Raw genomic sequence first — 15,124 nt, forward strand, 5'->3', positions numbered from 1 at the left:
CGACCATGACAACCCGCAAGATCATCCACGTCGATTGTGACTGTTTCTATGCCGCCATCGAAATGCGCGACGACCCCAGCCTGGCGCGCAAGCCGCTGGCGGTGGGCGGCGCGGCGGATCGTCGTGGGGTGATCGCCACCTGCAACTACGAGGCACGCGCCTATGGGGTGCGTTCGGCGATGGCCTCCGGGCATGCGCTGAAACTGTGCCCGGACCTGTTGATCGTCAAACCGCGGATGGAGGTGTACAAGTCGGTTTCCCGGGAGATTCAAGGGATCTTTCGCGACTACACCGAGGTCATCGAGCCGCTCTCCCTGGATGAGGCCTATCTGGATGTGTCGGACAGCCCGCATTTCGCCGGCAGCGCCACGCGGATTGCTCAGGAGATTCGCCGGCGGGTCTCCCAGGAACTGCACATCACCGTCTCGGCCGGCGTGGCGCCGAACAAGTTCCTGGCCAAGATCGCCAGCGACTGGAAGAAGCCCAACGGCCTGTTCGTCATCACCCCGGAGCAGATCGAGGCGTTCGTCGCCGAACTGCCGGTCAGCAAGCTGCACGGCGTGGGCAAGGTGACCGCGGACAAGCTTGGGCGCCTGGGCATTCGTGACTGCGCGGATCTGCGTCAGTGGCACAAGCTGGCGCTGGTCAAGGAGTTCGGCCACTTCGGCGAGCGGCTCTGGGGCTTGGCACGGGGGATCGACGAGCGACCGGTGCAGACCGACAGCCGCCGGCAGACGGTCAGCGTGGAGACCACCTTCGACCACGACCTGCCGGACCTGCCGGCCTGCCTCGCGCAACTGCCGCAGCTGCTCGAGGAGCTGGCCCGGCGCATGGCGCGCCTGGACGCCAGCTACCGGCCGGACAAGCCCTTCGTCAAGATCAAGTTCCACGACTTCACCCAGACCACCCTGGAGCAGGCGGGCGCGCGTCGCGACCTGGACAGCTACAAGCTGCTGCTCAGCGCCGCGTTTGCCCGCGGCAACAAGCCGGTGCGGCTGCTCGGGGTGGGGGTGCGGCTGCACGACCTGCGCGGCCGGCATGAGCAGCTGGAGTTGTTCGCGCCGTAGGGTGGATGTCGCCTTTCACATCCACCGTTGGGGTAGGCGGGCAGTCTGCGTCAGCTAGCCCTCGAGCGGCCAGAGGCGCAGCGGTTTGCCGGTCTCGGGCCACAGGCGCAGCTGCTCGAGCGGCGAGACATCCCAGCGCTGCACCTTGCCCAGGCTGTCGAGAAAATGGGCTTCCTGCTCCATTTGTGCGGCGGCGCACTGCCTGCGGGTACTACCGGCGGCGGCGAAGCTGAGACGCTGGCCCTGCAGTTCGTAGCGGGCGAACCAGTGGTTGCAGCCGGTGCTGCCATAGGCGCGGCCGTCCTCGCCCAGGGTCAGGGTCGGATGGCTGTCGTCGAGCGCCGGGCGCCCGCCGATCCACTCGATGCGATAGCTGCGTTCGGTTTCCAGCTGCGGCGGGGGGCTGGCGCAGCTCAGCAGGCTGGCGCCGAGCAGGGAGATTATCAGGGCGTGGCGCATGCTTGGGCCTACGGGCACTTGGGGCACAGGTGGCGGCCGTCCTGGCTGCGCCAGCCCAGCTCGCGGATGCGCGCGTCGGCCGCCGGGGCCTGGGCCTTCTTGCCGAGGGCGGCGTCGACGGCGAACTCGAAGTCCAGCTGGCTGGCGCAGCCGTCGCACTTGACCTGCCAGTTGAAAATCGCCAGCTCGCCGAACGCCGGGCCGTGGGCGACGGCGACCCACTGGCCGCGCGGGTTGATCAGGTGGCGCACCTTGTCGACCTGCAGGCGCATGCTCAGGTCGCGGCTGCCCTTGAGGGTGACCAGCAGGCCGTCGCCGCTGTGGATCGAGCCGCCGTTGCCGGTGACCTGGTAGCGGCCCGGCGCCAGGGCGCGGCATTCGATCAGGGTGTGCTCGGGGTTGAGCAGGTTGTAGCGAAAATCGTGTTCGGCCATGGCTCCTCCAAAATTGCCGCGCATGCTATCACGGGCCGGGGGGCAGCCGATTGACCGGTGCGCCGGCCGCCCAGGCGGCGATGTTGTCCAGGGTGGTGCTGGCGATCGCGGTCAGCGCTTCGTGGGTGAGGAAGGCCTGGTGGGCGGTGACGATGACATTGGGAAAGGTCAGCAGGCGCGCCAGCACGTCGTCCTGCAGCGGCTGGTCGGAGCAGTCGTCGAAGAACAGCTCGGCTTCCTCCTCGTAGACATCCAGGCCGAGATGCCCGAGCTGGCCACTCTTCAGCGCCTCGATCAGCGCGGGGGTGTCGACCAGGGCGCCGCGCCCGGTGTTGATCAGCATCGCGCCGCGCTTCATCTGCCCCAGGCGCGTCGCGTCGATCAGGTGGTGGCTGCTTTCGTTCAGCGGGCAGTGCAGGCTGATGATGTCGCTCTCGGCGATCAGCTGGTCGAGTTCCACCTGCTGGCCGCCCAGTTGCGTCAGGTCCGCCACCGGAAAGGGATCGTAGACCTGCACCCGGCAGCCGAAGCCGGCCATGATGCGGGCGAAGACCCGGCCGATGTTGCCGCAGCCGACCACGCCGACGGTCTTGCCGTGCAGGTCGAAGCCGATCAGCCCGTGCAGGGAAAAGTCGCCCTCGCGGGTGCGGTTGAAGGCGCGGTGGATGCGTCGATTCAGGGCCAGGATCAGTGCCACGGCGTGCTCGGCCACCGCATGGGGCGAGTAGGCCGGCACCCGCACCACGCAAAGGCCCAGTTGCTGCGCGGCCTTCAGGTCGACATTGTTGTAGCCGGCCGAACGCAGGGCGATCAGTCGCGTGCCGCCGGCCGCCAGGCGCTGCAGCACCGGCGCCGAGAGGTCGTCGTTGATGAAGGCGCAGACCACCTCGCAGTGCTGCGCCAGGGCGGCGGACTCGAGCCCCAGGCGGGCCTCCTGGAACTGCAGCTGCCAGGCCTGGGGACGCTTGGCGGCGAGAAAGCTGTCGCGGTCGTACGGCTTGCTGCTGAACAGGATGATGCGCATGGCGTCTCCTCGTTGCGGGTTCGTCGGTGGCGCTGTGGCCTCAGGCGCTGACCTGGGTTTCGTTGGCCAGCCGGTCGATGGCCGCGTCCAGCTCGTCCAGGGCGTGCTGGGCGGCCGGATCGTTCTGTTTCAGCAGGGTTTCGCTGCGCTGGCAGGCGGCGCGCAATTGCGGCACGCCGCAGTAGCGGGTGGCGCCGTGCAGGCGGTGGACCCGCTCGATCAGCGCCTTGCGCTCGCCGGCTTCGCGGGCCTGGCGGATCGCCTGGCGATCGCCCGGCAGCCCGGCCAGCAGCATGTTCAGCATGTCGCTGGCCAGGTCGGCCTTGCCGGCGGCCAGGCGCAGGCCCTCGGCGGCATCCAGCACGCTCAGCTGGCTGGCGCCGGCGCTGGGTTCGGCGGGGTGCTCCGGTGCCTGGCTGCGCAGGGCCAGGCCGGTCCACTTGAGTACCACCTGGGCCAGCTGGCGCTCGCTGATGGGCTTGGTCAGGTAGTCGTCGAGGCCGCTCTGCAGCAGGGCGCGGCGCTCGTTGGCCAGGGCGTGGGCGGTCAGGGCGATGATCGGCACCGGCGTGCGCTGGCGTTCGGCTTCCCACTGGCGGATCGCCTCGGTGGTCTGGCGACCGTCCATGCCGGGCATCTGCACGTCCATGAAGATCAGGTCGAAGCTGTCGTGCTGCACCTGTTCCAGGGCCTGGTAACCGCTGCTGGCGCCGCTCACCGTGGCGCCCATGTCCTCGAGCAGGGTGCGGACCAGCAGCAGGTTGGCCGGGTTGTCGTCAACGCACATGATGCGCGCGGCCCGGCCAGGGACCGGCGGGTCGGTTTCCCGGCGCAGCGGCAGGCGGGGGCTGATCAGTTCGGCCAGGGCGCGCTGTAGCTTGCGGGTGCAGGCGGGCTTGGCCTGCAGCTGGCTGTAGGCATCGGGCAGGGCCTCGTGGTAGAGCGCCTGCTCGGTGGTCGGACAGAGCACCACGGTCTTGCAGGCGAGGTGCTGCAGATCCCAGATACGCTGGCCCAGGTTGTCCGGCGGCAGGACCTGGGCGGTGACGCCGAGCACCGCCAGGTTGATCGGCTGCTCGCCGTGGCGGGCCTTGTCGACGGCCTCCAGCAGGCTGTCGAGGTCGGCGAAGGCGCTGACCTTCAGGCCGCAGTCCTCCAACTGGTGCTCCAGGGCCTGGCGCGCCAGGTCGTGGCTTTCGAGGAGCGCCACGCGCCGCCCCAGCAGGGGCGGGCGCGGCAGGTCCTCGGCGTCGTCGCGGGCCTTCGGCAGGCTCAGGCTGACCCAGAACTCCGAACCCTCGCCGGGGCTGCTGTCGACGCCGATCTCGCCGCCCATCTGCTCGATCAGGCGCTTGGAGATCACCAGGCCCAGGCCGGTGCCGCCGGCCTGGCGCGACAGCGAGTTGTCGGCCTGGCTGAAGGATTGGAACAGCGCGCGCAGGTCCTCGTCGGACAGGCCGATGCCGGTGTCCTGCACGCTGATGCGCAGCTGCGCGTGGTCGGCGCTCTCGTCCTCGAGCATGGCGCGCAGGACGATGCTGCCTTCGCGGGTGAACTTGATCGCGTTGCTCACCAGGTTGGTCAGCACCTGCTTGAGGCGCAGGGGGTCGCCAACCAGGGTCATGGGGGTGTCGCGGTAGACCAGGCTGAGCAGTTCCAGCTGCTTCTCGTGGGCCGCCGGGGCGAGGATGGTCAGGGTGTCCTGGAGCAGGTCGCGCAGGTTGAACGGAATGCTTTCGAGCACCAGCTTGCCGGCGTCGATCTTGGAGAAGTCGAGGATCTCGTTGATGATCCCCAGCAGGCTGTCGGCGGATTTCTCGATGGTGCCCAGGTAGTCCTGCTGGCGCGGGCTCAGCTCGCTCTTCTGCAGTAGGTTGGTGAAGCCGAGGATGCCGTTGAGCGGGGTGCGGATCTCGTGGCTCATGTTGGCGAGGAACTCGGACTTGATGCGGCTGGCCTCCAGGGCCTCCTTGCGCGCGAAGTCCAGTTCGATGTTCTGGATCTCGATGGTCTCCAGGTTCTGCCGTACGTCCTCGGTGGCCTGGTCGATGCTGTGCTGCAGTTCTTCCTGGGCGTTCTGCAGGGCCTCGGCCATGCGGTTGATGCCAGCGGCCAGCTCGTCCATCTCATGACTGCCGAGCGCCGGCAGGCGGGTTTCCAGATGGCCGTCCTGGAGCAGTGCGACGCTGTGCTTGATGCGTCGCAGCGGGTCGTTGATGCTGCGGCTCATGCGCATGGCCAGCAGGGCGGTGACGATCAGCCCGGTGGCGATCAGCAAGAGGCTGGCGAACAGGCTGCGATAGCCGCTGAGCAGGGTGCCGTGGTGCGACAGCTCCAGCTCCACCCAGCCGAGCAGGCGCTCGCCGGGGCCGTCGATCGCCGCCCCGGTCAGGTTCAGGTGCTGCTCGAATACTGGCAGGAGGAAACGCGTGGCGTCCTGGCCGGTGCGCCGCGCGGCCTGTAGTTCGCCGCCGCTGGGCGCGGCATTGAGCATGCTGGGCCCGGCGTGGGCCAGGTGCTTGCGCGCCGCGGCGAGGAAGCGCACCGCGCGCACGTCCGGCTGCTCCAGGGCCTGGGTGGCGATGCGCTGCAGCAGGGTGGCGTCGCCCCGCAGCAGGGCGGGGGCAGCCAGCGGGGCGAGCTGCTCGGTGATCATCTGCCCGCGCTGCAGCAACTGGGCCTGCAGGCCGGACAGTTGCACCCAGGTGAAATAGCCGCCGAGCACCAGCGCCAGCAGGCTGGTCGGCAACAGGGTGAGCATCAGCACCCGACCTTTGATGCCTAGATCCTTGAACACTCGCTTTCTCCTGCCCGGCCTATCACTGTCCTCAGTGCGCCAGTGTAGCGGCTGGCCTCGCGGGAATGACAGGCCCGCCCGCGTCGAGCCGATGCGCCCGGGTAGATCATCGTCGCGTTATGGCCGTCGCCGGTTTGCCGTTATCATGGGCGTCCCTTCTTGCCGTCTGGATTCGAGCGACGCCATGACCCTGCAGTTTCCCACCATCGCCGATTGCATCGGCAACACCCCGCTGGTGCGTTTGCAGCGCCTGCCGGGCACGACCTCCAACACCCTGCTGGTCAAGCTGGAGGGCAATAACCCGGCCGGCTCGGTGAAGGACCGCCCGGCGCTGTCGATGATCACCCGCGCCGAGCTGCGCGGCGATATCCGCCCCGGCGATACCCTGATCGAGGCCACCAGCGGCAATACCGGCATCGCCCTGGCGATGGCGGCGGCGATCAAGGGCTACGAGCTGATCCTGATCATGCCGGACAACATGAGCGCCGAGCGCAAGGCGGCGATGACCGCCTACGGCGCCGAGCTGGTGCTGGTGTCGCGCGAGGACGGCATGGAAGGCGCCCGCGACCTGGCCGAGAGCCTGCAGCGCGGCGGCCGTGGCAAGGTCCTCGACCAGTTCGCCAACGGCGACAACCCCGAGGCCCACTACAGCGGCACCGGCCCGGAAATCTGGCGCCAGACCCAGGGCCAGATCACTCATTTCATCAGCTCCATGGGCACCACCGGCACCATCATGGGGGTGTCGCGCTACCTCAAGGAGCAGAACCCGCAGGTGCAGATCGTCGGCCTGCAGCCGATGGAGGGCGCGTCGATTCCCGGCATCCGTCGCTGGCCGCAGGAATACCTGCCGAAGATCTATCAGGCCGAGCGGGTCGACCGGATCATCGACATGGCCCAGCGCGAGGCCGAAGACACCATGCGCCGTCTGGCGCGCGAGGAGGGGATCTTCTGCGGGGTGTCGTCCGGCGGTTCGGTGGCGGCCATGCTGCGCCTGTCCCAGGAAGTGGAGAACGCGGTGATGGTGGCGATCATCTGTGATCGTGGCGACCGTTACCTGTCCACCGGCGTGTACGACACGCCCCACGACTGATGGCCAAGAAGAGCGGTGGGCTGCGCTTTCAGCCCAGCGGCGGCGCGCGTGCGCCCCAGGTGCCGGTGGGCAAGAAGCAGCGTCTGAGCATCGAGCGCCTGGCCAATGATGGCCGTGGCATCGCTTTCGTCGAGGGGCGCACCTGGTTCGTCAGCGGCGCCCTGCCCGGGGAGGAGGTCGAGGCTCGCGTGCAGGGCGCCCGCAGCCAAGTGGTCGAGGCCCGCGCCGAGCGCATTCTCAGCGCCAGCCCGCAGCGCCGTCCCGAGCCCTGCGTCCATGCGCGAACCTGCGGCGGCTGCAGCGTGCAGCATATGCCCCACGCCGATCAGCTCGAACTCAAGCAGCGCCAGCTCGCCGAGCAGTTCAGCCGTGTGGCCGGGGTGCAGCCGCAGCGCTGGGCAGCGCCGCTGGTCGGCCCCGAGTTCGGCTACCGGCGTCGCGCGCGCATCGCCGTGCGCTGGGACGCCAAGGCCCGGCGCCTGGACGTCGGCTTTCGCGTCGCGGCCAGCCAGGGCATCGTCGCCATCGACGACTGCCCGGTTCTGGTACAGCCCTTGCAGCCTATCCTGCGGGCCTTGCCGAATGTGCTGAGGAGCCTGGACAAGCCCCAGGCCATCGGCCACGTAGAGCTGTTCCATGGCACCGCCAGCGCCATCTTGGTGCGTCACACCGCCGCCCTGGGCGAGGAGGACCTGGCGCGCCTGCAGGCGTTCGCCGAGGCCCAGGACGCGCAGCTGTGGCTGCAGGGCAGTGGCGAGCCCGAGCCGTTCGCCTCGGCGCCCGAGCTGGGCTATCGCCTGGAGCGCTGGAACCTGCAGCTGAGTTACCGGCCCGGGGACTTCGTCCAGGTCAATGCGCCGGTGAACGAGGCAATGGTCGCCCAGGCCCTGGAGTGGCTGGCGCCCCAGGCTGATGAACGGGTGCTGGACCTGTTCTGCGGCCTGGGCAACTTCGCCCTGCCGCTGGCCCGTGAGGTGCGCGAGGTGGTGGCGGTGGAAGGGGTGCAGGCGATGGTCGAGCGGGCTGAGCAGAATGCCGCCGGCAATGGCCTGGATAACGTGCGGGTGGTGCGGGCCGACCTGGCCGAGCCCCTGGCCGACGCCGGCTGGGCCCAGGGCGGCTTCGCCGCCGTGCTGCTCGACCCGCCGCGCGACGGCGCGCTGCAGGTGGTCCGGCAGATCGGCGCGCTGGGCGCCCGGCGCCTGGTGTACGTCTCGTGCAACCCGGCGACCCTGGCCCGCGACAGTGCCGAGTTGCTGGCGCAGGGCTACAGGCTGAGCCAGGCGGGCATCCTCGACATGTTTCCGCAGACCGCCCATGTCGAGGCGATGGCGTTGTTCGAAAAGCCGTAGGTCGGGATCTGCCCCGCGCAAGGCGTCTTGTTTTTGCGTTGGGGTAACCTTATCTAGGTTCAACAGGGTGGGCAGGGAGCGCACCTCAAGCAGTTAAACCGACTGGCCCGGAGAAGGCCGGCGATCGTTCGGGGCGCCGCATGCGCACCGTAAGGGAAGGTAAGCAGTATGGTTCAGGTGAGAGCGCATCAGCCGATCAACGATGACGGCAGCATCAATCTCGAGGCCTGGCTGGAGCATGTGCTCAGTGTCGATCCGGCGCTGGACCGCGAGGCCTTGCACGACGCCTGCGAGTTCGCCCGCGAGGCCGAGCAGCAGGCCAATGCCGCGCAGAATCTGTGGGCCGAGGGCGCGTCGAGTTTCCGCGCCGGCCTGGAGATCGCCGAGATTCTCGCCGACCTCAAGCTCGATCAGGACTCCCTGGTGGCCGCGGTGATCTACCGTGGCGTGCGTGAGGGCAAGGTGACCCTGGCGGCCGTGCATCAGCGCTTCGGCCCGGTGGTGGCCAAGCTGATCGACGGCGTGCTGCGCATGGCGGCGATCAGCGCCAGCCTCAACCCGCGCGATTCCCTGGTGCTCGGTTCCCAGGCCCAGGTGGAGAACCTGCGCAAGATGCTGGTGGCCATGGTCGACGACGTGCGCGTGGCCCTGATCAAACTGGCCGAGCGCACCTGCGCGATCCGCGCGGTCAAGGAAGCCGACGACGAGAAGCGCCAGCGCGTGGCGCGCGAGGTCTTCGACATCTACGCGCCGCTGGCCCACCGCCTGGGCATCGGCCATATCAAATGGGAGCTGGAAGACCTGTCCTTCCGCTACCTGGAGCCCGACCAGTACAAGCAGATCGCCAAGCTGCTGCACGAGCGGCGCCTGGACCGCGAGCAGTACATCAACGATGCGATGGACCACCTGCGCGCCGAGCTGGAGGCCACCGGGATCAAGCCCGACATCAGCGGTCGGGCGAAACACATCTATTCGATCTGGCGCAAAATGCAGCGCAAGGGCCTGCAGTTCAGCCAGATCTACGACGTGCGCGCGGTGCGCGTGCTGGTGCCGGAGATGCGCGACTGCTACACCGCGCTGGGCATCGTCCACACCCTCTGGCGGCACATCCCCAAGGAGTTCGACGACTACATCGCCAACCCCAAGGAAAACGGCTATCGCTCGCTGCATACCGCGGTGCTCGGCCCCGAGGGCAAGGTGCTGGAGGTGCAGATCCGCACCCACGCCATGCACGAGGAGGCGGAGCTGGGGGTGTGCGCCCACTGGCGCTACAAGGGCACCGACGTCAAGTCCGGCTCCAATCACTACGAAGAGAAGATCTCCTGGCTGCGCCAGGTGCTCGAGTGGCACGAGGAGCTGGGCGACATCGGCGGCCTGGCCGAGCAGTTGCGGGTGGATATCGAGCCCGACCGGGTCTACGTGTTCACCCCGGATGGCCACGCCATCGACCTGCCCAAGGGCGCCACGCCGCTGGATTTCGCCTACCGGGTGCATACCGAGATCGGCCACAACTGCCGTGGCGCCAAGATCAACGGGCGCATCGTGCCGCTCAACTACAGCCTGCAGACCGGCGAGCAGGTGGAGATCATCACCAGCAAGCACGGTACGCCGAGCCGCGACTGGCTGAACAGCAACCTGGGCTATGTCACCACCTCGCGGGCACGGGCGAAGATCGTCCACTGGTTCAAGCTGCAGGACCGTGACCAGAACGTCGCCGCCGGCAAGGCCATGCTCGAGCGCGAGCTGGGCCGCCTGGCCCTGCCGCAGGTGGAGTTCGACGCGCTGGCCGAGAAGGCCAACCTGAAGAGCGCCGAGGACCTGTTCGCCGCCCTCGGCGCCGGCGACGTGCGCCTGGCCCACCTGGTCAACCTGGCCCAGCAGCTGGTGGAGCCGGAGCGCGGCAGCGAGCAGCTCGAGCTGATCCCGCGCAAGGCCCTGGGCTTCCGCCCGGGCAAGCGCGGCGATATCCAGATCCAGGGCGTCGGCAACCTGCTGACGCAGATGGCCGGCTGCTGCAAGCCGCTGCCGGGCGACCCGATCGTCGGCTACATCACCCTCGGTCGCGGGGTCAGCATCCACCGCCAGGACTGCGCCTCGGTGCTGCAGATGGCCGGGCGCGAGCCGGAGCGGATCATCCAGGTCAGCTGGGGGCCGGTGCCGGTGCAGACCTACCCGGTGGATATCGTCATCAAGGCCTACGATCGCTCCGGCCTGCTGCGCGACGTGACCCAGCTGCTGCTCAACGAGAAGCTCAATGTGCTGGCGGTCAATACCCAGTCGAACAAGGAAGACAACACCGCGTCGATGTCGATCACGGTGGAGATTCCCGGGCTGGATGCACTGGGACGCCTGCTCGGACGCATCTCGCAGCTGCCCAATATCATCGAGGCCCGGCGCCAGCGGCCGTCCTGAGCCGCACGCGCGCCAGCCCTGGGGGCGCCGCTTCATTCGTCCGCCGGCGTGCCGAAAGCCCGCCGATGGACGGGCAAGGCGTCATCCACCCTACGTCGATCGGAGCTTCGCATGTATCAACTCGACGACCTGTTGCACCTGATGGCCCGCCTGCGGGACCCGCAATATGGCTGCCCCTGGGACCTCAAGCAGTCCTACGCGAGCATCGTGCCGCACACCATCGAAGAAGCCTATGAGGTGGCCGACGCCATCGAGCGCGGCGACTTCGAGCATCTGCCCGGCGAGCTGGGCGACCTGCTGTTCCAGGTGGTGTATTACAGCCAGCTGGCCAGCGAGGAGGGGCGCTTCGCCTTCGCCGAGGTGGTCGACGGCATCACCCGCAAGCTGGTGCATCGTCATCCCCATGTGTTTGTCGATGGCGACCTGTATGGCGCGCCAGACGCGGCCAGGCTGGAAGAGGCGGCGGTCAAGCAGCGCTGGGAAGAGCTCAAGGCCGAGGAGCGGGCGCAGAAGGCCGTCGCGCCGGAGCAGCTGTCCCTGCTCGACGACGTGCCCCTGGCCCTGCCGGCCTTGAGTCGCGCCACCAAGTTGCAGAAGCGCGCCGCCCAGGTCGGCTTCGACTGGCCCGCGGCCCTGCCGGTGGTGGACAAGGTGCGCGAGGAGCTGGACGAGGTGCTCGAGGCCATGAGCGAGAACGACCCGGAGGCGATCGCCGAGGAGATCGGTGATCTACTGTTCGTGGTGACCAACCTGGCGCGGCACCTCAAGGTCGACCCGGAGTCGGCCCTGCGCGCCGCCAATGGCAAGTTCGAGCAGCGCTTCCGTTTTATCGAGCAGGCCTTGCGCGAAGCGGGTCGGGCCATCGAAGATTGCTCCCTGGAAGACCTGGACGCGCTCTGGGGTGAAGCCAAGAAACTGGAAAAGCGCGACAGGCCGTCGGCCTGCTAGGCAGGTTCGAGCGCGGCTCGTCGCATATTTAATGTTCGTCGGTTAAAGGTAGGTTATGGCTCTTTCACTACGCGACCAGTTGCTCAAAGCCGGGCTGGTCAACGAGAAGCAGGCCAAGCAGGTCAGCAAAGAGAAGCAGAAGCAGAAGCGCCTGGAGCACAAGGGCCAGGTCGAGAAGGACGAGTCGCAGAAGCTCGCCGCCCAGCAGGCCATGGCCGAGAAGGCCGCCCGCGACCAGGAGCTCAATCGCCAGCAGCAGGAGAAGGCCGAGCAGAAGGCCCGCGCCGCGCAGATCAAGCAGTTGATCGAGGTGTCGCGTCTGCCCAAGTTGACCACCGAGGATTACTACAACTTCGTCGACGACAAGAAGGTCAAGCGCCTGTCGGTGAACAAGCTGATGCGCGACAAGCTCAGCTGCGGCTCGTTGGCCATCGTCCGTCACGGCGGCGGCTACGAGGTGATCCCGCGTGAGGCGGCGCTGAAGATCCAGGCCCGTGACGCGCAGCGCATCGTCCTGCTCAATACGCCGACCGAGGCGCCGGACGCCGACGACCCCTACGCCGCCTATCAGGTGCCGGACGACCTGATGTGGTAATGCTCTCTTTATAAAAGTCGGGCCCGTCCCGGCTTTTGCATGGCGGCGAACTGCATGCCTGCATGGGTGAGGAATGGCAGATGGACCACGGCTACCAGCCACTGAACTGCGATCTCCATGACTACCTGGAGATCGCCTGCCTGCATCGCTATCGGCTGCGCATCGAACTGGTCGACGGCGGCCAGTTGGACGCTGAGGCGCTGACCACGCAAACCACGGCAAGCAAGGAAGAGTTCCTGATCGTGCGAGCTGCCGCTGGCGAGCAGCGCCTGCGTCTCGACCGCCTGCTCGCGATCACGCCGCTGACCCCGGGGGCCAGTTTCGCCCGTGTGCTATTGCGCGGGGATCTTTGCTGAGGCCATGAAAAAGCCGGGCGTTGCCCGGCTTTCCTGGTGCGATCGCGCTCAGTCGCGACGGCCTTCGACCGGCTTGCCGTCGACCGTGCCGTCCTCGAGCATGATCTGGTATTCCTTGCCGTCCTTCTCCACCTGATGCAGGCGCACCAGCAGGTAGCTCCAGTCCTTGGCGAACCAGAGGATGGTCTTGCGCTTGCTCTGGGTCGGGTCGCGCACGCGCTCGACCTTGATCGCATCGATCAAGCCTGCGCGGGTGCGCACGGTTTCTTCGCCAAGCACGCGGAAGTCGTAGGTCTCGATCTCGTCGCCATCGACCACCTGGTAGCTCATGCTCTTCTTGCCGGCGGCGACATCCTGCTGCAGCACCAGCTGGTAGGTCGACTTGTCCTGCAGGCCGCGGTTGAGGGCGAAGCGCACCGGTTCGCCGCGGTCACTGCCCAGGACCTGCTTGCTGCTCCAGTCGAAGTCCTGTTCGACCACCTTGCCCTTGCCCAGCCCACTGCGTTCGAAGCGGTAGGTCTGCGGCAGGAAGGCGCCGTTGTCGACGCGGAAGGTGCTGGTCTCGCTGAGGCTGGCGACCAGCATGGAGGCCTCGAAGTTGAGCTGCCAGCGGCCGTCGTCCAGCGCCTGCAGGCCGCGTTCGGCCGAGCCGCTGACCGGCACCTGCTTCCAGTCGGCGGTGTAGCTGGCGGAGAACGGCTTCAGCTCGACGGCGAAGGCCGGCAGGCAGAGTAGGGCAAGGGCGAACGTTAAGGCGCGACGCATAATGTCTCCTAGGTTCGGAAGAGGTGGCCGGTGCTCGGAAGCGGCTGGCCGTCGAGCATTGCCCCGTGCTCACCAAGGTGCAAGCGCCCCTCGGCGAACCAGCGCACGGCCAGCGGGTAGATCAGGTGTTCCTGCTCGTGGACCCGTTGCGCCAGGCTGGCTGCAGAATCGTCCGTCTGGACCGGGATCACAGCCTGTACGACCAGCGGTCCGCCATCGAGTTCCTCGGTGACGAAGTGCACGCTGCAGCCGTGCTCGCGGTCGCCGGCCTCCAGCGCCCGCTGGTGGGTGTGCAGGCCCTTGTACTTGGGCAGCAGCGAGGGGTGGATGTTCAGCAGGCGTCCGGCGTAGTGGCGGACGAAGCCCGGGGTAAGGATGCGCATGAAACCGGCCAGCACCACCAGTTGCGGGGCGAAGGCGTCGATGGCTTCGATCAGTGCCGCATCGAAGGCATCGCGACCCTCGAAGGCCTTGTGGTCGAGCACCCGGGTGGCGATGCCGGCGGCTTGCGCCCGCTCCAGGCCGTAGGCATCTGCGCGGTTGGAAATCACCGCGCAGATGCGCGCCGGCTGCTCGCTGGCGCGGGTGCTGTCGATCAGCGCCTGCAGGTTGCTGCCGGAGCCGGAGATCAGCACCACTACATTGCAGGCTGACGGCATCAGTGCTGCTTCAGGTTGTTCAGCACGACCCGCTCGGCACCCTCGGCGGCCGCGGCGATCTGGCCGATCACCCAGGGCTGTTCGCCGGCCTGGCGCAGGCAGGCGAGGGCGCCGTCGACCTGATCCTGGGCGACGCAGATGACCATGCCGACGCCACAGTTGAGCACGCGGTGCATTTCATGCTCGTCGACGTTGCCTTGTTCCTGCAGCCAGTCGAATACCGCCGGGCGCTGCCAGCTGGCCACGTCGAGCACCGCCTGGGCGCCTTCCGGCAGCACCCGCGGGATGTTGTCGAGCAGGCCGCCACCAGTGATGTGGGCCATGGCCTTGACCGCGCCGGTGTCCTTGATCAGCTGCAGCAGCGGCTTGACGTAGATGCGCGTCGGCGCCATCAGCAGTTCGGTCAGCGGCTGGCCATCGAGCTGGATGGCTTCGATATCGGCACCGGAGACTTCGATGATCTTGCGAATCAGCGAGTAGCCATTGGAGTGCGGGCCGGAGGAGGGCAGGGCGATCAGGGCGTCGCCGGTCTGCACGCGGGAGCCGTCGATGATCTCGGCCTTCTCCACCACGCCGACGCAGAAGCCGGCCAGGTCGTAGTCCTCGCCTTCGTACATGCCGGGCATTTCCGCGGTCTCGCCGCCAACCAGGGAGCAGCCGGCCAGTTCGCAGCCGGCGCCGATGCCGGTGACTACGGTGGCGGCTACGTCGACGTTGAGTTTGCCGGTGGCGTAGTAGTCGAGGAAGAACAGCGGCTCGGCGCCACACACCACCAGGTCGTTGACGCACATGGCCACCAGGTCCTGGCCGATGCTGTCGTGCTTGTTCAGGTTCAGCGCCAGGCGCAGCTTGGTGCCGACGCCGTCGGTACCGGACACCAGTACCGGCTGCTTGTAGCCGGCCGGGATCTCGCAGAGCGCGCCGAAGCCGCCCAGCCCACCCATGACTTCCGGACGTGCGGTGCGCTTGGCCACGCCTTTGATGCGCTCGACCAGGGCTTCGCCCGCGTCGATGTCTACACCTGCGTCCTTGTAGCTGATGGAGGGTTGCTTGCTCATAGATCCAGGCCTTTGAAGGGGGAAATCGGATGTGCACCGGCGCTGCAATGGCCGGCCTGCGAAGGCGCGCGATTTTATCAGGCTTGCCGGGCAGCGGCCAGCCGCCGC

General features: G+C 67.8%; 14 protein-coding genes. 7 read left to right on the forward strand and 7 right to left on the reverse strand.

Annotated elements, in window-relative coordinates; genetic code table 11:
• Positions 1-5: 5 nt before the first annotated feature.
• Complete coding sequence (gene dinB / locus LPB260_RS11670; protein WP_208708889.1) at positions 6-1,067, forward strand: DNA polymerase IV; 1,062 nt, start codon at positions 6-8, stop codon at positions 1,065-1,067.
• Between the two features lie 54 nt (positions 1,068-1,121).
• On the opposite strand, the gene LPB260_RS11675 is transcribed toward dinB, so the two are convergent.
• From LPB260_RS11675 to LPB260_RS11690, 4 genes are read right to left on the reverse strand one after another with little or no spacing between them, the layout of a single operon-like run.
• Positions 1,122-1,526, reverse strand: coding sequence for an META domain-containing protein (locus LPB260_RS11675; protein ID WP_208708890.1), 405 nt, complete (start codon positions 1,524-1,526; stop codon positions 1,122-1,124).
• Between the two features lie 8 nt (positions 1,527-1,534).
• Positions 1,535-1,960 (reverse strand): hypothetical protein, encoded by a 426-nt coding sequence (locus LPB260_RS11680; RefSeq protein ID WP_208708891.1) that lies wholly within the window; start codon positions 1,958-1,960, stop codon positions 1,535-1,537.
• 28 nt (positions 1,961-1,988) lie between these two features.
• The gene (locus tag LPB260_RS11685) at positions 1,989-2,984 is read right to left on the reverse strand and encodes a 2-hydroxyacid dehydrogenase (RefSeq protein ID WP_208708892.1); all 996 of its coding nucleotides are present in this window, start codon (positions 2,982-2,984) and stop codon (positions 1,989-1,991) included.
• Positions 2,985-3,024: 40 nt separating this feature from the next.
• Positions 3,025-5,781, reverse strand: a complete 2,757-nt coding sequence (locus LPB260_RS11690; RefSeq protein ID WP_208708893.1) for a response regulator — start codon at positions 5,779-5,781, stop codon at positions 3,025-3,027.
• Positions 5,782-5,965: 184 nt separating this feature from the next.
• Here LPB260_RS11690 and cysM point away from each other — a divergent pair, with 184 nt between their 5' ends.
• From cysM to LPB260_RS11720, 6 genes are all read left to right on the forward strand, one after another.
• Positions 5,966-6,871, forward strand: a complete 906-nt coding sequence (gene cysM, locus LPB260_RS11695; protein WP_208708894.1) for a cysteine synthase CysM — start codon at positions 5,966-5,968, stop codon at positions 6,869-6,871.
• Positions 6,871-8,223 carry a 23S rRNA (uracil(1939)-C(5))-methyltransferase RlmD gene (gene rlmD, locus LPB260_RS11700; protein WP_208708895.1) on the forward strand — a complete coding sequence of 451 codons (1,353 nt, stop codon included), beginning with the start codon at positions 6,871-6,873 and terminating at the stop codon, positions 8,221-8,223. The genes cysM and rlmD overlap by 1 nt, the downstream gene beginning before the upstream one ends.
• A gap of 168 nt (positions 8,224-8,391) precedes the next feature.
• Positions 8,392-10,635, forward strand: coding sequence for a GTP diphosphokinase (relA, locus tag LPB260_RS11705; RefSeq protein ID WP_208708896.1), 2,244 nt, complete (start codon positions 8,392-8,394; stop codon positions 10,633-10,635).
• 111 nt (positions 10,636-10,746) lie between these two features.
• Positions 10,747-11,583, forward strand: coding sequence for a nucleoside triphosphate pyrophosphohydrolase (gene mazG, locus LPB260_RS11710; RefSeq protein ID WP_208708897.1), 837 nt, complete (start codon positions 10,747-10,749; stop codon positions 11,581-11,583).
• Between the two features lie 55 nt (positions 11,584-11,638).
• Positions 11,639-12,178, forward strand: coding sequence for a DUF2058 domain-containing protein (locus tag LPB260_RS11715; RefSeq protein ID WP_208708898.1), 540 nt, complete (start codon positions 11,639-11,641; stop codon positions 12,176-12,178).
• Between the two features lie 62 nt (positions 12,179-12,240).
• The gene (locus LPB260_RS11720; RefSeq protein WP_371926140.1) at positions 12,241-12,534 is read left to right on the forward strand and encodes a Rho-binding antiterminator; all 294 of its coding nucleotides are present in this window, start codon (positions 12,241-12,243) and stop codon (positions 12,532-12,534) included.
• Positions 12,535-12,582: 48 nt separating this feature from the next.
• On the opposite strand, the gene LPB260_RS11725 is transcribed toward LPB260_RS11720, so the two are convergent.
• Genes LPB260_RS11725 through purM form a run of 3 tightly spaced genes read right to left on the reverse strand, consistent with a single transcriptional unit; the run spans position 12,583 to position 15,016 of the window.
• Positions 12,583-13,299 carry a DUF3108 domain-containing protein gene (locus tag LPB260_RS11725; protein ID WP_208708899.1) on the reverse strand — a complete coding sequence of 239 codons (717 nt, stop codon included), beginning with the start codon at positions 13,297-13,299 and terminating at the stop codon, positions 12,583-12,585.
• Between the two features lie 8 nt (positions 13,300-13,307).
• Positions 13,308-13,958: a phosphoribosylglycinamide formyltransferase gene (purN, locus tag LPB260_RS11730; RefSeq protein WP_208708900.1), complete on the reverse strand. Its 651-nt coding sequence runs from the start codon at positions 13,956-13,958 to the stop codon at positions 13,308-13,310.
• On the reverse strand, positions 13,958-15,016 hold the full coding sequence (gene purM / locus LPB260_RS11735; protein ID WP_208708901.1) for a phosphoribosylformylglycinamidine cyclo-ligase: 1,059 nt from the start codon (positions 15,014-15,016) through the stop codon (positions 13,958-13,960). Before purM ends, purN begins: the two co-directional genes overlap by 1 nt.
• Between the last annotated feature and the right edge of the window lie 108 nt (positions 15,017-15,124).

This window comes from Pseudomonas sp. LPB0260, assembly GCF_013388395.1.